Origin of the sequence: Pseudahrensia aquimaris (assembly GCF_042676045.1) — a bacterium.
GTDB lineage: Bacteria > Pseudomonadota > Alphaproteobacteria > Rhizobiales > Rhizobiaceae > Pseudahrensia > Pseudahrensia aquimaris.
In genome coordinates this window covers 377,060-396,051 of the sequence record NZ_JBHTJV010000003.1, presented here as the reverse complement: position 1 = coordinate 396,051, position 18,992 = coordinate 377,060, and the positions used below count along the sequence as shown (strand labels likewise).

19 protein-coding genes are annotated in these 18,992 nt (G+C 56.3%); 3 read left to right on the top strand and 16 right to left on the bottom strand.

Annotated features, from left to right (window positions below):
• Window positions 1-17: 17 nt before the first annotated feature.
• Window positions 18-1,538, top strand: coding sequence for a class I adenylate-forming enzyme family protein (locus ACFQ14_RS05385; protein ID WP_377211679.1), 1,521 nt, complete (start codon window positions 18-20; stop codon window positions 1,536-1,538).
• Here the strand turns inward: ACFQ14_RS05385 and ACFQ14_RS05380 are convergent.
• From ACFQ14_RS05380 to ACFQ14_RS05365, 4 genes are read right to left on the bottom strand one after another with little or no spacing between them, the layout of a single operon-like run.
• Window positions 1,433-2,476 carry an endonuclease/exonuclease/phosphatase family protein gene (locus ACFQ14_RS05380; RefSeq protein WP_377211678.1) on the bottom strand — a complete coding sequence of 348 codons (1,044 nt, stop codon included), beginning with the start codon at window positions 2,474-2,476 and terminating at the stop codon, window positions 1,433-1,435. The two genes, ACFQ14_RS05385 and ACFQ14_RS05380, sit on opposite strands and share 106 nt — an antisense overlap.
• Window positions 2,477-2,483: 7 nt before the next feature.
• On the bottom strand, window positions 2,484-3,986 hold the full coding sequence (locus ACFQ14_RS05375) for an AMP nucleosidase (RefSeq protein WP_377211677.1): 1,503 nt from the start codon (window positions 3,984-3,986) through the stop codon (window positions 2,484-2,486).
• A gap of 51 nt (window positions 3,987-4,037) precedes the next feature.
• Window positions 4,038-4,328, bottom strand: coding sequence for a hypothetical protein (locus tag ACFQ14_RS05370; RefSeq protein ID WP_377211676.1), 291 nt, complete (start codon window positions 4,326-4,328; stop codon window positions 4,038-4,040).
• Between the two features lie 30 nt (window positions 4,329-4,358).
• Window positions 4,359-4,709 carry a DUF2147 domain-containing protein gene (locus tag ACFQ14_RS05365; protein WP_377211675.1) on the bottom strand — a complete coding sequence of 117 codons (351 nt, stop codon included), beginning with the start codon at window positions 4,707-4,709 and terminating at the stop codon, window positions 4,359-4,361.
• Between the two features lie 398 nt (window positions 4,710-5,107).
• Between ACFQ14_RS05365 and ACFQ14_RS05360 the strand changes: the two genes are divergently transcribed.
• On the top strand, window positions 5,108-5,323 hold the full coding sequence (locus ACFQ14_RS05360) for a hypothetical protein (RefSeq protein ID WP_377211674.1): 216 nt from the start codon (window positions 5,108-5,110) through the stop codon (window positions 5,321-5,323).
• A 62-nt stretch (window positions 5,324-5,385) separates the two neighbouring features.
• Here the strand turns inward: ACFQ14_RS05360 and ACFQ14_RS05355 are convergent, their stop codons facing one another.
• The 3 genes from ACFQ14_RS05355 to uvrB form a co-directional block, all read right to left on the bottom strand.
• Entirely contained in the window at window positions 5,386-5,673 is a 288-nt protein-coding gene (locus tag ACFQ14_RS05355) for a twin-arginine translocation signal domain-containing protein (RefSeq protein WP_377211673.1), read from the bottom strand.
• Window positions 5,674-5,694: 21 nt separating this feature from the next.
• Window positions 5,695-6,045 (bottom strand): hypothetical protein, encoded by a 351-nt coding sequence (locus ACFQ14_RS05350; protein ID WP_377211672.1) that lies wholly within the window; start codon window positions 6,043-6,045, stop codon window positions 5,695-5,697.
• A 454-nt stretch (window positions 6,046-6,499) separates the two neighbouring features.
• Window positions 6,500-9,343, bottom strand: a complete 2,844-nt coding sequence (uvrB, locus tag ACFQ14_RS05345; protein ID WP_377211671.1) for an excinuclease ABC subunit UvrB — start codon at window positions 9,341-9,343, stop codon at window positions 6,500-6,502.
• 115 nt (window positions 9,344-9,458) lie between these two features.
• Here uvrB and pcaD point away from each other — a divergent pair, with 115 nt between their 5' ends.
• Entirely contained in the window at window positions 9,459-10,250 is a 792-nt protein-coding gene (gene pcaD, locus ACFQ14_RS05340; RefSeq protein ID WP_377211670.1) for a 3-oxoadipate enol-lactonase, read from the top strand.
• Here the strand turns inward: pcaD and ACFQ14_RS05335 are convergent.
• The 9 genes from ACFQ14_RS05335 to ACFQ14_RS05295 all read right to left on the bottom strand — a co-directional run bounded on the left by ACFQ14_RS05335 (window position 10,247) and on the right by ACFQ14_RS05295 (window position 18,982).
• Entirely contained in the window at window positions 10,247-10,555 is a 309-nt protein-coding gene (locus tag ACFQ14_RS05335; RefSeq protein WP_377211669.1) for a CBU_0592 family membrane protein, read from the bottom strand. The two genes, pcaD and ACFQ14_RS05335, sit on opposite strands and share 4 nt — an antisense overlap.
• Before the next feature lie 139 nt (window positions 10,556-10,694).
• Window positions 10,695-11,594 (bottom strand): alpha/beta fold hydrolase, encoded by a 900-nt coding sequence (locus ACFQ14_RS05330; protein ID WP_377211668.1) that lies wholly within the window; start codon window positions 11,592-11,594, stop codon window positions 10,695-10,697.
• A gap of 9 nt (window positions 11,595-11,603) precedes the next feature.
• Window positions 11,604-12,227, bottom strand: coding sequence for a pyridoxamine 5'-phosphate oxidase family protein (locus tag ACFQ14_RS05325; protein ID WP_377211667.1), 624 nt, complete (start codon window positions 12,225-12,227; stop codon window positions 11,604-11,606).
• A 51-nt stretch (window positions 12,228-12,278) separates the two neighbouring features.
• On the bottom strand, window positions 12,279-13,964 hold the full coding sequence (locus ACFQ14_RS05320; RefSeq protein ID WP_377211666.1) for an electron transfer flavoprotein-ubiquinone oxidoreductase: 1,686 nt from the start codon (window positions 13,962-13,964) through the stop codon (window positions 12,279-12,281).
• Window positions 13,965-14,082: 118 nt separating this feature from the next.
• Window positions 14,083-15,456 (bottom strand): alpha,alpha-trehalose-phosphate synthase (UDP-forming), encoded by a 1,374-nt coding sequence (locus tag ACFQ14_RS05315; RefSeq protein ID WP_377211665.1) that lies wholly within the window; start codon window positions 15,454-15,456, stop codon window positions 14,083-14,085.
• Between the two features lie 22 nt (window positions 15,457-15,478).
• Window positions 15,479-16,225 carry a trehalose-phosphatase gene (otsB, locus tag ACFQ14_RS05310; protein ID WP_377211664.1) on the bottom strand — a complete coding sequence of 249 codons (747 nt, stop codon included), beginning with the start codon at window positions 16,223-16,225 and terminating at the stop codon, window positions 15,479-15,481.
• A gap of 41 nt (window positions 16,226-16,266) precedes the next feature.
• Window positions 16,267-16,674 (bottom strand): PaaI family thioesterase, encoded by a 408-nt coding sequence (locus ACFQ14_RS05305; protein WP_377211663.1) that lies wholly within the window; start codon window positions 16,672-16,674, stop codon window positions 16,267-16,269.
• 4 nt (window positions 16,675-16,678) lie between these two features.
• Entirely contained in the window at window positions 16,679-17,776 is a 1,098-nt protein-coding gene (locus ACFQ14_RS05300) for an acyl-CoA dehydrogenase family protein (protein WP_377211662.1), read from the bottom strand.
• 9 nt (window positions 17,777-17,785) lie between these two features.
• Complete coding sequence (locus ACFQ14_RS05295; protein ID WP_377211661.1) at window positions 17,786-18,982, bottom strand: acyl-CoA dehydrogenase family protein; 1,197 nt, start codon at window positions 18,980-18,982, stop codon at window positions 17,786-17,788.
• Window positions 18,983-18,992 lie beyond the last annotated feature (10 nt).

Here is an 18,992-nt window from a genome sequence, read left to right as displayed (position 1 = left end):
ACGGAATCCAGACTCGCATGAACAAGCACATCGACGCGCGGTTGAATGAATTTTTGTTGCGCCAGACAGCCGAGCGTCCGCAGGCAATCGGCTGGCATTTCGAGCAAGAAGGGCTGGTTTCTTTTGAAACCATGTCGGGCATTGTTGAGCGCTATGCCAAGTGGCTAGCGCAGATCGGCGTGCGGGGCGGAGACCGGGTTATGCTGGTCGCTGAAAACTCACTTCAGATAGTTGCTGCTGCGCTCGCCACCTGGCAGTTGCATGCATGGATTATGCCGGTCAACGCGCGGCTCAGCGCGGGCGAAATCGACCGTTTGGCTCAACATGCCCGCCCGCGCTGCGTTTTATTCACGGTGCAAGTGTCCAAAGAAGCTGCACAGCATGCCGAACGCTTGGGCGCTGTCGAAGGCGGATTGATGCCGCATGTTCTAGTCGCAGATGCTGGAGCCGAACCTGTAAAGGCGCGAGCGGAAGAGCAAGTCGCTGCCCTCATGTACACTACAGGCACCACAGGCTCGCCAAAGGGGGTGATGCTCTCTCACGCCAACCTTGCATGGTATGCGGCGGTAACGAGAGACTTCAGGCGGCTCAGCCCGGCTGATCGCACCTATTGTGCTCTGCCGCTCACCCACATTTACGGTTTTGCCAGCGCCTTTCTTGGCTCGCTCCACGCAGGCGCACGGCTGGATGTCGCTGGCCGCTTTGACCCCAACGCCACGCTGGATGCAATTGAAGGCGGAACAACGGTTCTGCCTGCCGTTCCCGCAATGTATGCCCATTTGTTGGATGCTGCGCAGGCGCGGGGTATTGAGAATCTGCACAATAAGCCACTGCGCTATATCATGACTGGTGGTGCACCGCTGGATGTGGATTGGAAGCGGCGCGTGGAGAGTTTTTTCAACCTTCCGCTACACAACGGCTACGGCATGACGGAATGCGCACCGGGCATCGCTTCATCGAAAAACATGCGCATCGAAACCTCCGCGCAAGATATTTCCTGCGGTCATCCGTTGCCTGACTTAGATGTGCGCGTGGTTCCTCAACCGGGTGCCGATGCATTGAACGATGGCGTGGGTGAAATTGTCGTCAAAGGCCCAAACATCATGCTTGGCTATTTCCGCAACGCCGAGGAGACGTCGAAGGTGATGGATGCCGATGGCACATTCCACACAGGTGATTTGGGCCGTTTCGATGAAGAAGGGCGGCTTCATCTGGTTGGCCGGTGCAAGGAACTGATCATCCGCTCGGGCTTTAACGTCTATCCGCCGGAGGTCGAACAAGCGATTACGCGCCATCCGGGTGTCACGCTGTCTGCCGTGGTGGGCCGTGCGGTGCAGGGCAACGAAGAGGTTATCGCTTTCGTGCAAAAAGTGCCTAACAGTGATGTGACGGAAAGCGAATTGCAGGACTTCTTGCGCGACGATCTCGCCCCCTATAAACGCCCAAGCCGCATTGTGGTGGCTGATGCGCTGCCCGCGTCGTCCACTGGAAAGATCCTCAAATCAACGCTGCTGGAAGCGTTCGCGGACAGGCTTTGAGCTGGTTTCACCCAGCGGAACCGCGAGATAACCGGTAAATGGTCTGAGCCAGCCCACATGCCGGTGAAGCGTTCTTGCAACGAAAAATCGTCGCTGTGTAGTGCGTTGTCGATGGTCAGTCCCATGAAATCGGGCCAGCGCCAATTGCCCAGCGATGGTGACCATGTGGACAGCAAACCCGCCGCCGCTTTCGTGCCCGTTAGCGCCTCGATACGCTTCACGGCATGGCTCCACGGTGCGGCGTTGAAATCTCCTGCAAGTAGAATTGGCGCCCGCATCTGGCGCAGGTTTTCCTCCAGCGTGTCAATCTGCTTGTGCTGTGAGATCGGCCACGGCCAATAGGAATGATAGCTGCCAACGGTGACTTCGCGCCCTGCAACCGAGAACCGCGCGGACGCCAAACCGTAGGCGCGGATGCATTTTTTCATTGTGGTTTCAACAAATGGATGGCGCGAGGCTATGGCCACGCTTCCGATAGCCCCAAAGCGGCAACTCAGCTGAAACGGATGGCTTGAGCGCAGCCGAACAAGCGCAGGTTCGGTGGTTTCCGTCACTTCTTGCAGAACGATGAAATCGCTTGAAAACTGCTTCAGCGCCTTCTCGACAGCGTCGGTCTGAGAGTTCAAGAAGTACATATTGAACTGAACAAGCGTCAGTTCATCGCCTTCAGCCTGTGCGCTGGTGAGCCTATCCAAGCCCGGCAAATAGGGTAAGGTTGCAGCCAGAGAAAGTGCGACCACCCCGATACCAAAACGGCTCAGCCATTTCATTTCCAGCAGCACTGTTACAACCACACAGGCCAGCAGCAGAACCACAAGATGCACTCTGAAATGGGCGAACGCATCCAGCATTGGGTGCACAGCGCCCAGCATTCCTGCGATGATGGGGCCAGCAAGCGATACCAGCGTGAAGCCGAGCAAAAGGCGCAGGAAGGTCAAGTCGGACCTATTGGAACGCTGTTTCGCTGAAAGAGCGCAGCTTGCGGGAATGCAACCGTTCCGGCGGCATTTCCCGCAATTTTTCCATTGCGCGTATCCCGATTTCCAGATGACGACGCACCTGCGCTTCGTAGAAACCCGTCGCCATGCCCGGCAGTTTCAACTCGCCGTGTAGTGGCTTGTCCGAAACGCACAGCAGCGTGCCATAGGGAACCCGGAAACGGAAACCGTTGGCAGCGATGGTCGCTGATTCCATATCGAGCGCAATAGCGCGACTCTGCGAAAGCCGCTGCACGGGGCCGCGCTGATCGCGCAGTTCCCAGTTTCGATTGTCGATGGTCGCCACCGTGCCGGTGCGCATGATTCTTTTTAGCTCGTAGTCCTCATAACCTGTTATTTCCTCCACCGAATCTTCAATCGCCACCTGCACTTCGGCCAAGGCAGGAACGGGAATCCATACCGGCAAATCATCGTCCAAGACATGATCTTCGCGAACATAGGCGTGGGCCAGAACGTAGTCACCCAACCGCTGTGAATTGCGCAGGCCCGCGCAGTGGCCGAGCATCATCCAGGTATGCGGGCGCAGCACTGCCACATGGTCTGTCATGGTTTTGGCGTTCGAAGGTCCGACGCCAATGTTGATCATTGTTATGCCACGACGGTCTTCCCGAACCAGATGGTAGGCTGGCATTTGTGGCATCCGGTCTGGATGTTTGCCTTCGCATTCACCATTGGCCCAAGAAATGCAGTTTCCCGGCTCGACCAACGCGGTATAGCCGGAATTCGGATCAGCAATCGCTTTCTGCGCGTAAGCCACGAACTCATCCATGTAGAACTGGTAGTTGGTAAAAAGCACGAAGTTTTGGAAATGATCGGCTGCCGTCGCGGTATAGTGCGCCAGCCTGTGCAGCGAATAGTCGATGCGCTGTGCTGTGAAGGGGGCAAGAGGGCGGGCGTCTTCGCCGTTGTGAATGTTGCCGTTTACAATTTTGTCGTCCGTTGATGCGAGATCCGGCACATCAAACACGTCGCGGATAGAACGCTTGAGCGTTTGTTCCACGTTGCCGCCCACCGTCAAATCAGCAGGCAGCGCAAAGTGCAGCGGTATCGGCGTGTTTGAAAGTCCGATCGTCACCGGAACATTGTGGCTTTTCATCAGCAGTTCGATCTGCGTCTCCAGATAATCGGCAAACAATTGCGGATGGGTAACCGTGGTCTGATACTCGCCCGGTCCACCAACATAGCCATACGCCAAGCGCGAATCGACACGCGAGTGGACGAGGCTGGTGAGGCGAATTTCAGGATAGAAAGCGCGGTGACGGTGGGTCACGGCCTCTCCGCCCAAAGCGGCGGCAAAGCGCTCAGCTAGATAATTTGTGCTCAAAGCATAGAGCCGTTTGAGCTCAAGGACTGCGTCTTTTGCATTGTGAAAGGTTTTCGGATGTCCGGCATCCGGGTGGGCGACAGGCAATTCGGTGGCCTGTGCAATCGTAATTTGGTCTTGTTTCATCGCGTCAGTATAGACCGGACGATTGTGACGGCGAAACGACTTTTCGCACACTCAAACGGATGAAATTGCCACCAGATCGAGCGAGCAAAGCTGATCTGCGCATTTCGAAAGCCGGTCCGCCTCGCGGTCAATCTGTTCCCATTGCTGAGCGCGATCATGAACAACGAAATTGGTGCGATTGGGTGAAGTGCTTGCGATCAGTTCAGCAAGCGCCATGCCGGAAACCGCAATCACCAATGCGATGATGACGAAGCGGCGGGCGAGCAGTGTGTTTTCAGCTTTTTTGGTCATAGTGAATGAGTACGCCACCATGCCTGAACCCATGCTGGCCGCCGCGTTCATCCCACGTTCAAAATGATGAACACTAGGGAGTTATTGACGGCGCAGGTTTTCGCCCTTGCAGATCACTTTCAAAACACAACCAGACATTTTCATGGTGTTGCCGGAAACAACCGCTTTGCCAGTATAGGTTTTGCCCTCACTGAGAACATTGATAGAGCCATCATATCTGTTGCCCTTGCCGCGCAGGCACCCGATGGATTTGCCCTTGTATTTGCCATTGGCCACGGTTCCACAATAGCGCCCACCACTGCCAGAAAACTTGATCAACGTGCCATCGTTGCGCTTCCAAGTGCCTTCGATTGGCTCGGCTGCGAAGGAAGCCGACAATGATCCCGCCGAAACAACGGCTGCAATTGCGATGGTAGAGAAGAATTTATTCATGCTGTAGCCCCTTGCCGCGATCCGGCGTTTGCGCTCGCTCAAAGGGTGAGAGAGCAATGCGAACGTCAACAGTTTGGTTGACCTATACGTCAAAATGCCGAAGCGCGAGCCGCATATCAAGAGGCTCCGTAAGAGCGCACACAATCTTCGCTGCCTTATGAAAAGATCCGTCAAATTTCGCTTTTTTGGCCAATTCTACGGTACGTGATGTTTCACACATTCGTGATAACAGCCTTGGCCTAGGATTGAGATGTTTAAAACGTAACATCGAAGGAGGGTTTTCAAAATGAGACTTGTTAGAATCATCATGGCCGTTGCAGCGACATTTGGCGTTGCAACAACATCCGCGCAGTCGATGCCGGCCCCGGCACCGATCGCCCAGGCACCGATTGTCCAAGATGTCGGAGTGCGAATTTATATCGGCGGTCACCGCCGTTATGGCCATCGTCGCTACGGCCATCGCCGTTATTATCGCCATCGGCACTATCGTCCGCGCCGTCACGTGCACCGCCATTGCCACCGCATTCGGCATCGCCACGGTGGTTCACGGCACACGCACCGCAGGTGCCACACACACCGCCATCGCCGCGGTCATCACTAGGCCAGCCGCGTAACGGCACAAAAAAGGCCGCTGTGGAAAGCTCCACAGCGGCCTTTTTGATTCAACCAGCAGGTATCAGCGGGCAATTAAACCGTGATCTGCTGCGCCAATGTGAACGCCGCATCCAGAACACGTGTTCGTTTTGATCGCGTTGTTGCGCCACGCTTCGTCAACATCGGTTCGAGCCAAGGCATCGTGCAGGCGCCGTGAAAGCCAGTCATGATGACTGAGGCAGAGATCGTTCTGCGTGCGATTGCGTGCTAGAGCGGGTGTGATTGCGGCCAACGAAAGAGGCAGGGCAGTGGCTGCTGTTGCAGCTGCCGTTGTTGCCATCATCGTGCGGCGTGTAATTTCGAGTTTCATATCGGATTCCTCAACGGTTTGTTAGGCAGAGACGGAGGCTGAGCACGTCAATTCGACGTTCTGGCAGACAACTTCAGCCATCAAATCGCCGCTGAACGATTCGCCGCATCCGGGGCAGGCCGCATGGGCCATCAGCGCCGTCTTTTCATGCGCCGACAGAACCGGGCTTCCCATAGAAACCATCAAAGACGAAATCTGATAGGTATGATTGTGGTGGCAAGCCGCTGCCAGCGGCGTTGTTACGAAGCCAAATGCTTGCGCCGAGCCGATAGGCAGCGCACTGCCGAAAGCCAATGCGCCAGTTGCCGCGCCAGTGGAGGCCAGCATGGTCCGGCGGGTCATTGTGGTAAGGGGGGAGTTAAAAGCCTTCATGGCTGGTTCCTTGTTTTTGGGAGAGGTTGGTTCAGGCTGATTTTAAAGCGCTGGCGGCAAAGCGGCCGATTTTCAAGCCGCAAGATGGGCAATGCGCCGAGTGCAGCATCGCTTCCTTAAGCGTTCGCTCAATGTATTGGCTGCCCATCGTGTGGCGAAGCGTTGTGATTTGGGAGGTGTGAAGGCCGCGCTCGCAGCTAACGCTTGATGCTGCAAAGACTGTCTTCGCGGCTGGCAAGCCAAGGCCCACTGCCAACCCCAGAGTTCCCGCACTTGTCAGAAATCGACGACGGGACAATCTGCTAAGCGCACTGTTGGTTGTTGGACACAGCATGCTGTCCTCCAAAGTTAATTATGTTCAAAGTGAGTATAAGTGTACTCGCGCAGCAATGCAAGGAGAAGCCGTGGCAGCTTGTGCCAAGACATTAGGAGTTTTCATTGAACAGGCTTGAGCTTACCGCTTGCCCTTGTTCGCCTTAAATCCACCGCGCTGGCCGGGCTTGCCGCTTGTGCTGCGGGGCAGGGGACGTTTGGGCGGGGTGGACGCCGCGCCGTGTTCGGCTCCATCGGTGGCGAGGCCTTTGCGGTTGTCTTCCATCCACGTCTTTCGCGGTTGCTCCCAACCTTCGGGCGCGAGCGGTTTTTCAGTGCGCCCTACCGTCATGTCGTCCAATTTTGGCTTTGCGAACAAACTCTTGTTCTTGTCGGTTGAATCAGTTCCTCGACCACCAGCTTTGCCACGCTTGGCCGCCTGCGCACGGCTTTTCTGGGTGTTTTCGATGCCAGCATTGCGAGCCAGCGGGTCGTCGGCGATCAGCAACTCCGTTTCCTGTAAACGTTTGATTTCGTCGCGCAATCGTGCGGCCGTCTCGAAGTCGAGGTCGGCGGCAGCGTCGCGCATTTCTTTCTCCATCGCTTCCAGATGCGCTTTCATGTTGTTGCCAACGAGCGCGCCTTCGTCCGCAAGACCCGCATCCACGCGGACGTGGTCGGCCTCGTAGACGCTGCCGAGAATGTCGCCGATCTGCTTCTTAATGCTTTCCGGTGTGATGCCGTTGGCCGTGTTGTAAGCCACTTGCTTCTCGCGTCGGCGGTCGGTCTCTGCGATGGCGCGCTCCATCGAGCCGGTGATCTGGTCCGCATAAAGCACGACACGGCCGTCAACGTTACGCGCGGCGCGGCCGATGGTTTGCACCAGTGAAGTCTCAGAGCGCAGGAAGCCCTCTTTGTCTGCGTCCAAAATCGCCACCAGCCCACATTCGGGAATGTCCAAGCCTTCGCGCAACAGATTGATGCCGATCAGCACATCAAACGCCCCAAGCCGCAGATCGCGGATGATTTCAATGCGTTCCAGAGTGTCGATATCGCTGTGCATGTAGCGCACCCGCACGCCTTGTTCATGCAGATACTCCGTCAGATCTTCGGCCATGCGCTTGGTCAGCACGGTAATGAGTGAACGATAGCCCTGCTGGGCCACGTCCTTCACTTCCTGCATCACATCATCCACCTGTGCCTTCGCGGGCCGGATTTCGACAGGCGGGTCGATCAGACCAGTTGGGCGGATCACCTGTTCAGCAAACACGCCGCCAGCCTGCTCCATCTCCCAACCGCCGGGAGTGGCCGATACGCAAATGGTTTGAGGACGCATCGCGTCCCATTCCTCAAAGCGCAGTGGGCGGTTGTCCATGCACGATGGCAGCCGAAAGCCGTATTCGGCCAACGTCGCTTTGCGGCGGAAGTCGCCGCGGTACATGCCACCGATCTGCGGAATGGTAACGTGCGATTCATCGGCAAAAACAAGCGCATTGTCGGGCAGATATTCAAACAGTGTGGGCGGCGGCTCACCCGGTTTCCGGCCCGTCAGATAGCGCGAATAGTTTTCGATCCCCGCGCATGCGCCGGTGGCCTCAATCATCTCAATGTCGAACCGAACCCGTTGCTCCAACCGTTGCGCTTCCAGCAAGCGGCCCGCATTGTTCAGCTCCGTCAGCCGCCAAGCGAGCTCTTTCTTGATCTCTTTGACCGCCTGATTGAGTGTCGGGCGCGGCGTCACATAGTGGCTGTTGGCGTAAATTTTCACGCTTTTCAGCTCGTCCGTCTTCTGGCCCGTTAGCGGATCAAATTCCGTGATCGTCTCGATCTCGTCGCCAAACAGCGAAATCCGCCAAGCGCGATCTTCCAGGTGAGCAGGAAAAATCTCGATTGTGTCGCCGCGCACGCGGAACGAACCACGCTGGAAATCCATATCGCGGCGCTTGTATTGCTGTGCCACCAGATCGGCGAGAAGCTGGCGCTGGTCCAGCCGGTCGCCAATGCTCATCTGGAACGTCATCGCGGTGTAGGTCTCCACCGAGCCGATACCGTAGATACACGACACCGACGCGACGATAATCACATCATCCCGCTCCAGCAGCGACCGCGTTGCCGAGTGGCGCATCCGATCGATCTGTTCGTTGACCGATGATTCTTTCTCGATGAACGTGTCGGAGCGTGGCACATAGGCTTCGGGCTGGTAATAGTCGTAGTAGGAAACGAAATATTCGACCGCATTGTCGGGGAAGAAGGCTTTCATCTCGCCATAAAGCTGCGCGGCCAGAGTTTTGTTGGGTGCGAGAATGAGAGCAGGGCGCTGGGTTTCCTCGATGACCTTTGCCATTGTGAACGTCTTACCCGAGCCGGTAACACCCAACAGCACTTGTGTGCGCTCGCCGCCCTGATTCGATCCCGCTTCAGATTTCAATCCGCCGACAAGTTCTTTGATTGCTGTTGGCTGGTCGCCTTTGGGCTCAAATTCGCTCACCACTGTGAATGGCTTCTGCTCCGGGTCTTTGTCCGGACGGTCCGGCCGATGCGGAACCCAGATATCGCCCTTTAGCTCATCGCGCCCATGCTCGATCAGATCCGACAGAGCCTGCACGGTTGCGGTTACGCCCGAAGTCGATGCCATTTCCATCGCTTCTTCGGCGGAAACGTCCATGCCAGCAACCGGGTTTAGGCCAGCGGCAATGCGCTCCATCGGGTCATTTGACCCGCCAATAATCGTGCCACCGCCTGTTCGCTTATCTCCGATGATGGGTTTGGGCTTTTTCGGCTTAGGGCGCTTTTTGGGTTCAGGCCGATCCGTTTCGTTCTTCGTCTGCTTCTCAAGCGCCTTTACCACGTCATCGCTCGAAGTCTTTTCAGCCTCGCGGGCAATTTCCTCGGCCCAAGACGAGACCTCGCCGGAGAGCGCTTTGCCCTCAAAAGGGGCTTGCGGCGCTTCTTCGAAGCCGGATGGTTTTGGGGGAGATTTAGCCATGAGCAATATATGGGCCAAAGCGAGAACATATTAAAGGGGACAATCTGGCACCGCATGGACAAGGGCGGCGGATTTCGGCATCGAAGGGTTCCCACGGTCCTGGAGGCTTCAAGCGATGCAATTTTCAACCATCAACGGCGTTTCAATCCACCATCAGGTCATTGCCGGGCCGGATGAAAAGCCGACCATTGTCTTCTCCAACTCACTCGGCACGGATTTTCGCATTTGGCGCGATGTCATCATCCGTCTGGTCGGCGAAGCGTCCGTCATCATGTATGACAAGCGCGGCCACGGCCTTTCCGGCACGGGGCCGGGCAATTCGTCGATTGAGGACCATGCGGCAGACCTAGCGGGTCTGCTCGATCATCTGGGTGTGAACGACGCCGTGATATGCGGGCTTTCAGTTGGCGGTCTTATTGCACAAATGCTCTACCGAGAGCGACCGGACCTCGTGAAAGCGCTTATCCTGTGTGACACGGCGGCAAAGATCGGCACCGATGAAATCTGGAACGAGCGCATCGAGAGCATCCGCGCAGGCGGGATGGCGTCTGCCACGCAAGGCGTAATGGAGCGCTGGTTCACCAAGCCGTTTCTCGGCACAGAAGAAATCAAAGGCTATGCCACGATGTTCGAGCGTCAGCCGCTTGAAGGATATCTGGAAACTGCCGCCGCCATCCGCGATTGCGATTTGCGGGCAGACGCGCTGGAAATTAAAGTGCCGACCATCTGCATCGTTGGCGACGATGACCGCGCCACTACGCCGGAATTGGTGGCAGGAACTGCCAAACTGATTCCTGATTGCCGCTACGAGATCATCAAAGGGGCAGGGCATCTGCCATGCGTCGAGCAGCCGGAAATGCTCGTCGAAATCATCAACGCCTTCTTGAAAGACGCCAGCGTGATCTAAAGATGCAAATGCTGCACGGTTTGCCAGTCTTCAAAAGCGTCGGCTACATCGTGTTGCGGTTTGGCAAAAACCCGCAGCGCTAGGCCGCCGATTGCGACAACAACGGCACTGATATGTAAAAGTGTGGAAGCCAAGTTGAAAGCTTCGATCAAGCTGACCAGCACGAGCGTTGCGGACACGATGTTCAGCGTCCAAAACGTTTTGCCATTGGGTTCAATTTTGTTGAAGCGCAGGCTGATGAAGGTGGCGGCATAGCCCAGGAAGCCGGCAACACCGATGGTTTGCGAAATTGAAAGCACGTCCATTTTCTGTCTCCTCGTTACGACCCACCCTGTTCCCATTTCTGCTCAGGTCATTGATGTGTGAGGAATTTATAGCGCGGCGCAGCGCGCAATTATGTGGCCAATGGCACAGTGTGGGAACGAAGTTTGCGGGCGCTAGCGTTCAGCCTTCGTCCAACCAATTGAGCATAGCCGCTGCTACCACTTCAGGCCGTTCGTGCAGCAGCCAGTGGCTTCCATTGTCGATGGCCACACGCGTCAGATCATCACAAAACAGATCGAGATCTGCATTGGCTTCCGGCAGCAGCGCCACATCATTTGCGCCCCACAGCAATAGGTGGGGCATGGTGATGCGGTATTTCTCGCGCATTGCCTCGGTGATATCGAGCGCCTTTGGTGCGCTGCCGCTTTCCGGCACAACCATTGGTGACGAACGATACCAGTTCAGCATCGTCTCCATCGCGTTATCTTGTGACCATACGGTTCGGTATTGCTCTTTGACGCGTTCATTCAACCAAGGCGCAGCTGAGAATTTTTCAAACATGTTGAGCAAGCGGCGGTAGCCGTTTTCCGCCATCCTGCTTTCGATGCCGGGCGTTCGCAGCACGTTCATGTATTGGCTTGCATCGGTCTGCGGGCCACCCGCATAGAGCGCTTTTTGAAAACAGATCGGGTGAACGCCATTGGCGATGATGAGGTGGGACACCCGCTGCGCATGCCGCATCGCATAGGCGTAAGCAACCGACGCACCCCAGTCGTGACCGCACAGAATGAAGGTTTGGTTCGGCGCTAGTGTATCCATCAGATCATCTAGATCAGCAACCATGTGCTTGGTCTCGTAGGCCTCCACCCCCTCTGGTTTTGACGAGAGATTGAAGCCGCGCTGATCCGGTAAGATCAGCCGATAGCGATCTGCCAACCGCGCCGCGACATCCGCCCAAGCTGCCCAATACTCTGGAAAACCGTGCAGCATGACCATGACGGGAGCGCCATCCGGCCCCGCAGTTTTCACGTGTATGCGCTGGCCATTGGCTTCGATGAAATCGCTTTGGAAATCACGCATGTGCATTCCTCAATACAGTGTCTTTGCCTGTCTCTCTGGCAAAACGGCATCGTAGCTGTCGCTGTCGAAATCGGCCATGACGGAACGCACCAACTGGCCTGCTGAGGGCAGGGTCTTTGGATCAACTTGCGCATCAGCCTGCCAAAGCCGCGAGCGGATGATGGCGCGGGCGCATTGAAAATACATCGTCTCAATTGTGACTAGGATGGCGCTTGCCGGAACCTTACCTTGCTCCGCCATGCTTTCCAGCAAATCCGGCTCCACGCTCACCAAGGCACGGCCGTTGATCCGAACCGTCTCATTCAAACCCGGTATCATAAGCAACAAAGCCACGCGCCCCGTGCGAACGATATTGCGCAGCGTATCCAGCCTGTTGTTCCCACGACGGTCGGGAAGGGCAATCGTGTGTTGGTCAATAATGCGAATAAATCCGGGCCCATCTCCACGAGGCGAACAATCCAGACCCTCTGGTCCTTCGGTTGCTACTGTGGCAAAGGGGCAGGCTTCGATCAGGCGGCGATAGTCGTCATTAATCTTCGCCGTCTCCTTGCCCCAAGTCGCGGGTGATATGTTGGCGATGCCGGGATAATATGCCTCAAGCTGCTCGATCGTTTCAATCGCGTGCGTGGTCATGCCCGTGTCCTTTCAAACCAAAAGGGCCAGTCTTTCGACCGGCCCTCAAATTTACATATTCGGATAAACCGGCCCCTCGCCACCTTGCGGCGGCACCCAGTTGATGTTTTGGTTGGGATCTTTGATATCGCACGTTTTGCAGTGCACGCAGTTTTGCGCGTTGATCTGGTAACGTGCGTTCGGGTCGCCCTCAACCGCCGCATCACCTTTCTCGTCCAGCCATTCGTAAACACCAACGGGGCAATAGCGCCGCGACAGCCCCGCGAATTCCTTGAACTCGCTTTCAAACTGAAGCTTTGCATCCTTCAATTGAAGGTGTTTTGGCTGGTCTTCGGCATGGTTTGTATTCGACAGGAACACCGACGAAGACTTGTCGAACGTCAGCACACCATCGGGCTTGGGGTATTGTATCGCTTCGTGCTTGGAAGCAGGCTCGGTCGTCTCATAGTCCGCCTTGGCATGCTTCATCGTGCCGAAAGGCGACCAGCCGCCCAGCAGCGATGTGCACCACATATCGATGCCGGAAATCATCGTTCCGAGCACCGCACCGTATTTCGTGACAATCGGCTTCACGTTGCGCACCGGCTTCAGGTCTTTACCGACGTCGGAAGTGCGCCATGCAGCATTGTAGGAAACCAGATCGTCGTTTGCACGGCCTGCCTTCAGCGCGTCTGCCACATGCTCTGCTGCCAGCATGCCGGACAACATCGCGTTGTGGCTGCCCTTGATGCGGGGCACGTTCACAAAACCTGCGGAACATCCCATGATCGCGCCACCGGGGAAGGAAATCTTCGGAACCGATTGCCATCCGCCTTGGGTAATTGCGCGTGCGCCGTATGAAATGCGCTTGCCGCCCTCCAAAAGATTGGCGACCGCCGGGTGCTTTTTGAAACGCTGGAATTCGTCGAACGGCGACAAGTACGGGTTCTTGTAGCCAAGAGCGACAACATAGCCGACGTAAACCTGATTGTTCTCGATATGATAGATGAACGAGCCGCCGTCCTGGTTGTTTTTCAACGGCCAGCCGAGCGAATGCATGACCATGCCTTCGATGTGTTTGTCGGGGTCGATCTCCCAAAGCTCTTTGAAGCCAAGGCCGTATTTCTGCGGGTCGCTGTCTTTGTCGAGTTCAAATTTGCGGATCAACTGCTTCGCGATGGAGCCGCGGGCACCTTCGCCGATCAGCACATATTTGCCGTGCAGTTCCACACCGCGCTCGAAGTTCGGCCCCGGTGTGCCATCGGCCTGCACGCCCATATCGCCGGTTGCGACGCCTTTGACGTTGCCCGCATCGTCATAAATCACTTCAGCGGCGGCAAAACCGGGGAATACTTCAATCCCCATTGCTTCGGCCTTCTCACCCATCCAGCGGCAGACATTGCCCAACGAGACAATGTAATTGCCGTGGTTGTTCATCAGCTTTGGCATGGCAAAAACGGGCAGGGGTATCTTGCCGCCTTCGCCCATTAGATAGAACTTGTCTTTCTTGACGGGCACCTTGAACGGATGATCTTCCTCATCGCGCCAATCGGGAAAAAGGCGGTCGACAGCAATGGGGTCCACCACCGCGCCGGACAGAATGTGCGCGCCAATTTCCGCGCCTTTCTCCAGCACAACGACGTTGATGTTTTCGTCGATTTGCTTCAGCCGGATAGCAGCCGCAAGGCCGGATGGTCCGCCGCCAACAATGACAACGTCAAACTCCATGCTCTCGCGTGGTTCCAGTGCTTCGCTCATGATCAACTCCCTTTCGTCGTGTCCGCAATCTCGCGGCCGCGTGTTGCGCGTTGTTAGACCAGCTAAGGGGGGCAATCAATTGGCAAATACGCCGCTGTGGAGCATGGTTGGCGCACGCTTAGCGCTGCGCGCGTAAGCAATCGAGAAACCCGTTGCACCATGTCACCACATCGCCATCTTCGACCACGCGCTTCAGTGCTTCATGCCGCTCTTTTCGTTCGTCCAGCGACATACTCAGCGCCCGTTGCAACGTGTCAGCCGTGCTCTCAATATCGAACGGATTGACCAGCAGCGCTGCATCCATTTCCTCGGCTGCACCGGCAAACCGAGAAAGCACCAACACTCCGGGGTCATCGTCTGGCTGCACCGCTACATATTCCTTCGCGACAAGGTTCATCCCATCGCGCAAAGGCGTGACCAAGCCAACTTTCGAAATTGAAAAAAGAGCGGCCAGTTTGGCCCGTGATACATGGCGGTGGATATAGCGGATCGGCGTCCAGTCGATGCGGGCAAACTCGCCATTCACCGCCCCTGAAAGGCTTTCAAGCTCGTTTCGAATATCTGCATAGGCATCAACAGCCTCGCGTGTCGGCGGCGCGATCTGCACAAGCGTCGTGCGGCGCATGTTTTCTGGATATTTTTCCAGCAGCCGACGAAACACTTTCATCCGCTCCGGCAAACCCTTTGAATAGTCGAGCCGTTCAACACCAGTCACCCATTTCCGCTGGAGCGAATTAAGCTCCAACCGCTCGCTCAATTCCACGGCGTCGGGGTGGTTCAGCAAATCCCGGAATTGGTCGACGTCGATGCCAATGGGAAACGCCCGCGATGTGACCGTTCGGCCATAGGCCTTGATCTGATCGCCGCTGCATGGGTCTTCGCCCAGAATGCGTTCGGCATAGAGGCGAAAATTCATTGCGTCGTCCTGAGTTTGAAAACCCAGCACGTCGAAATGATAAAAACACCGCATTAGCCAGTCGGCTTCAGGAATGGCAGAGAAAATCTGGCTTGGCGGCATCGGAATGTGGAGGAAAAACCCGATGCGGTTTTTCACGCCCATCGCGCGCAATTCCATCGCCAGTGGGATGAGATGATAATCGTGAACCCAAATCACATCATCTGGCTGGAGCAGCCCGTAAAGCCGGGTCGCAAAGGTGCGGTTCACGCGCTTATACGTTTCCTGTGCTTCGGAATCAGACTCGATCAGGTCCGTGCGGTGGTGAAAGGCGGGCCAAAGCACGCTGTTGGAATAGCCCAGATAGTAGCCATCGTGCTCCTGCTGGTTCAGGTCCAGTCCCGCAAGCGTGATCTTGCCCTCTTCGACCACGTGCAATTGGCCTTCACCCGGCGCGGTATCGGTGATCGTACCGCTCCAACCCATCCAAACGCCGCCGATTTCGTTCAAAGCGCCGTTTAGCGCAACCGCCAAGCCACCTTTAGCAGGCTTGCGCGGGTCGCCCATTCGGTTCGACACGACAATCAATCGGCTCACTATGTTCCTCCCTAAGGCAACCTTAGCCTGTTTTCAGCGCAGCGCCCAAATAATCGTGGACTGCGGCAATATCGGGCAGCCGGTATCGCGCTTGCGTCTCCCCCGGTCCCACCCGAACGCTAATGCCACCCAAGGCGTTGACAGGGGCAAAGCCGAATTCATCGGTGACATCATCGCCGAGAAAAACCGGGACCCTCCCACGAAAAGGGGCGCTCTTCATGAAACGCTCTATCGCCTTACCTTTGTCCGCCTGCGCACGGCGAGCCTCCACCATCATGTGTCCTGGCATGATATGGAAGTCGTCGCGTCCGGCAAAAGCCTGCTCCACGATGGCGAAAACATCCGCTTCCAGTTCCGGTTTGCGTCGATAATGGAGGGTTAGACCTCCCGACTTAACCTCCATCACCAATGCATCATGCAATGCTGCAAAAGCTGCAACTGCCGTGAGTTGATCGTCGAAGCCTTCGCCTTTCAGCGTCTCATGCGCTTGTCCGTCAATGCTCCATTCCGCACCATGGGCGCCAGCCATTGCGATGCGCCGCTCGCCGATATGACTGCGCAGATTAGCGATGCCGCGCCCCGTTACAAACGCCATAGCGCCAGCGAACCGCTCGCTTATGCCATCAATCAACATGTGCAGATCATCGCTAACCTCAATCCCGTCAGGCGTTTCAGCAAATGCAATGAGAGTTCCATCGAAATCGAGGAACAGCGCGTGGCGGCCAGGCTCTAGCGGGGGAGGCTCTAGCGGGGGAAGGGCATTCTTCATGTCCCTACTCTAGCAGGTGTCAGCATGCCCTCCAAAGGGCATTAAGCCTTGCTCTTGACCGCCTTGAAAACACCGCTGCCCGTTGCAAGAACAACGCCGTTCTCGTCGACGATTTCGCCTGTAGTGTGAACGATCGAGCGACCAGCCCGCACAACCCGACCGATGGCGCGAACCGAAGTGCCATCCGCGGGTGCGAGATAATTCGTTGTTAGCGAAACCGTCACCACCATTGCATCTGCATCGTCGGAAAGTGCCCGGCTGGCAGCATATCCGCTGGACGAATCTATCAGCAGAGAAATCAACCCACCATGCAGCTTGCCGTTGCGGTTTAGGTGTTGTGGCTCCAGCTTGAGCAACGCTTCGCTTCTGTCTGCGAAAATATGCACCACATATCCGATGTGTTTCTGCGCAGCAGAATCTGCTTCGATGACCCGCTCCGGCGCGCTCAAAGGCTCAGCCTTTGCCCAGCTTGATAATCTGTTCCAGATGGTGGTCCACGTCACCGAACATATGGTCGATCATCACGATGCGCTTGGCGTAGTGGCCGACCGCATATTCCCACGTCATGCCGATACCGCCATGCATTTGGATTGCTTCTTCCGCAATCATGCGGCCGGAGCGTCCGACAAGGTTTTTCAGCGCTGAGACATACCAATCGCGCTCGTCGCTCTCCATATGGCCCGCTGCGTTGATGAGCGCTGAACGGATTTGCTCCCGTTCGCCCATCATGTCGGCCATCCGGTGTTGCAACGCTTGGAACTTGCCGATCACCACGCCGAACTGCTTGCGGGTTTTCAGGTAATCCAGCGTCAGGTCAATCGCGACTTCAATTGCTCCAAGCGCTTCAGCAGAAACGGCCAGGGCGCCATAGGCGTTAATCTTTTTGATCGATGGAAGCGCACTTCCTTCCACCCCGATCAGAGCATCTTCACCAACAGCAACATCTTTCAATGCAATTTCAGCAGCGCGGTAGCCGTCCACTGTCGAATAATCCCGCCGCACGGTAGCATCGGCAGGTACGAAGAAGAGCGAGATGCCATTGTCTGTTTTGGCTGAAACCACCAAATGGTCTGCGTTATCACCACCCAGCACCACCGCCTTGTTGCCATTTAGAACATAGCCATTGGATGTCTTTGCAGCATTTGTCTCGACGTGATCGAGCGTATAACGGCTCGCCGGTTCGCCGTGGGCGTAAGCGAGTCTGGTACTGCCGGCGATCACCTCGTCGATGACCGCCTTTTGCGCATCCGACCCTTCGGCCAAAGCCAGCCCAGCCAGCATATTCGGAAGGAAAGGTTCAACGACAAGCCCGCGACCAATCTCTTCAAAAATCACAGCAACATCAAAGCCCGATCCACCAAAACCGCCCAACTCTTCGGGGAATAGTGCACCTATCAGCCCAAGCTCGGCCATTTGCTCCCACATTTCGGGCGAAATGCCGCCGTCGCTGGCAGCAATTTCGTGGCGTTTGTCGATCGGATATTGCTCTCGCACAAACCGCCCCGCCATATCGGCGAGCATTTGGCGTTCTTCAGTGTGGGTGAATTGCATCGGTTTGCTCTAAAGCCCCATCATAGTCTTGGAGATAATCTCGCGCTGAATTTCGTTCGAGCCGCCATAGATGGACGTCTTGCGGTGATTGAAATAATCGGCCGCGACGGGGTTGGCATAATCCGGCCCAATCGGCTCTTCGTTATAACCGGCATCCAGTGCCTCGCTGACGAACGGCATGGCATAAGGGCCAAGCGCACGGCGGGTGAGATCGTTGATCGTCTGGCGGATTACAGTGCCTTTGATCTTCAACATCGACGTTTCCGCTCCCGCAGGGCCACCATCGTTCTCTGCCTGCGTGACCCGAAGGTTTGTTGTGCGCATCGCGGCAAGGTCTACATCCACTTCGGCCACACGGGCTGCGAAGTAGGGGTCTTCCATAAGGCTTTTGCCATCTTTCACTTGCTTCGCCGCGATGTCCTTCAAATGCGCTAGCCCCGCCATCGCCATGCCGACACCTGCAATGCCAGACCGTTCGTGCACCAGCAGATATTTCGCATAGGTCCAGCCCTTGTCTTGCTCGCCGACCAGGTTTTCGGCAGGAACACGAACGTCGGTGAACCACACTTCGTTCACCTCGTGAGTGCCCTCCAAAAGGATGATCGGGCGCACTTCCACACCGGGCGTGTCCATGTCGACCAGAATGAAGGAGATGCCTTCCTGCTTCTTGCCTTCATTGTTCGTGCGAACGAGGCAGAAAATCTTGTTGGCGTATTGGCCCATCGTCGTCCAAGTCTTCTGACCGTTCAGAATATAATGGTCGCCATCGCGCACCGCGCTCATTTTCAGCGAGGCGAGGTCGGAGCCGGATCCGGGCTCGGAATAGCCCTGACACCACCAATCGGTGCCATCAACGATGCGCGGCAGATAATGATCTTGCTGCTCCTTCGAGCCGAAAGCCATCAGCACGGGTGCCAGCATGTTCAAGCCGAAAGGCACGATGCGCGGGCCGCAGGCGAGAGACATTTCTTCGTCAAAGATCGAGCGCTCAACCGCGTTCCAGCCAAGGCCGCCGAATTCCTTGGGCCAGTGGCCGGTCAAATAACCGGGCTTGGCGAGAATGGCGTGCCACTCGTCATGGTCTTCTTTGGTAAGGTTCTTGTGGTGCCGCACTTTGTCAGAAATCCGAGCAGGCAAATTAGCTGCCATGAAATCACGAATTTCAGTCTGAAAGGCGAGTTCTTCCGGTGTGTAGTTGAGATCCATAGTAAGGCTC

Bases quoted from the DNA above. Each gene is read 5' to 3' on its own strand.
- ACFQ14_RS05370 (WP_377211676.1), bottom strand. From the start codon at position 4,328: ATGAACGCGGCGGCCAGCATGGGTTCAGGCATGGTGGCGTACTCATTC.
- otsB (WP_377211664.1), bottom strand. From the start codon at position 16,225: ATGAAGAATGCCCTTCCCCCGCTAGAGCCTCCCCCGCTAGAGCCTGGC.
- ACFQ14_RS05375 (WP_377211677.1), bottom strand. From the start codon at position 3,986: ATGAAACAAGACCAAATTACGATTGCACAGGCCACCGAATTGCCTGTC.
- ACFQ14_RS05300 (WP_377211662.1), bottom strand. From the start codon at position 17,776: ATGCAATTCACCCACACTGAAGAACGCCAAATGCTCGCCGATATGGCG.
- pcaD (WP_377211670.1), top strand. From the start codon at position 9,459: ATGCAATTTTCAACCATCAACGGCGTTTCAATCCACCATCAGGTCATT.
- ACFQ14_RS05350 (WP_377211672.1), bottom strand. From the start codon at position 6,045: ATGAAGGCTTTTAACTCCCCCCTTACCACAATGACCCGCCGGACCATG.
- ACFQ14_RS05355 (WP_377211673.1), bottom strand. From the start codon at position 5,673: ATGAAACTCGAAATTACACGCCGCACGATGATGGCAACAACGGCAGCT.
- ACFQ14_RS05360 (WP_377211674.1), top strand. From the start codon at position 5,108: ATGTCGGAGTGCGAATTTATATCGGCGGTCACCGCCGTTATGGCCATC.
- ACFQ14_RS05320 (WP_377211666.1), bottom strand. From the start codon at position 13,964: ATGAGCGAAGCACTGGAACCACGCGAGAGCATGGAGTTTGACGTTGTC.
- ACFQ14_RS05335 (WP_377211669.1), bottom strand. From the start codon at position 10,555: ATGGACGTGCTTTCAATTTCGCAAACCATCGGTGTTGCCGGCTTCCTG.
- uvrB (WP_377211671.1), bottom strand. From the start codon at position 9,343: ATGGCTAAATCTCCCCCAAAACCATCCGGCTTCGAAGAAGCGCCGCAA.
- ACFQ14_RS05385 (WP_377211679.1), top strand. From the start codon at position 18: ATGAACAAGCACATCGACGCGCGGTTGAATGAATTTTTGTTGCGCCAG.
- ACFQ14_RS05295 (WP_377211661.1), bottom strand. From the start codon at position 18,982: ATGGATCTCAACTACACACCGGAAGAACTCGCCTTTCAGACTGAAATT.
- ACFQ14_RS05365 (WP_377211675.1), bottom strand. From the start codon at position 4,709: ATGAATAAATTCTTCTCTACCATCGCAATTGCAGCCGTTGTTTCGGCG.
- ACFQ14_RS05330 (WP_377211668.1), bottom strand. From the start codon at position 11,594: ATGCGTGATTTCCAAAGCGATTTCATCGAAGCCAATGGCCAGCGCATA.
- ACFQ14_RS05325 (WP_377211667.1), bottom strand. From the start codon at position 12,227: ATGACCACGCACGCGATTGAAACGATCGAGCAGCTTGAGGCATATTAT.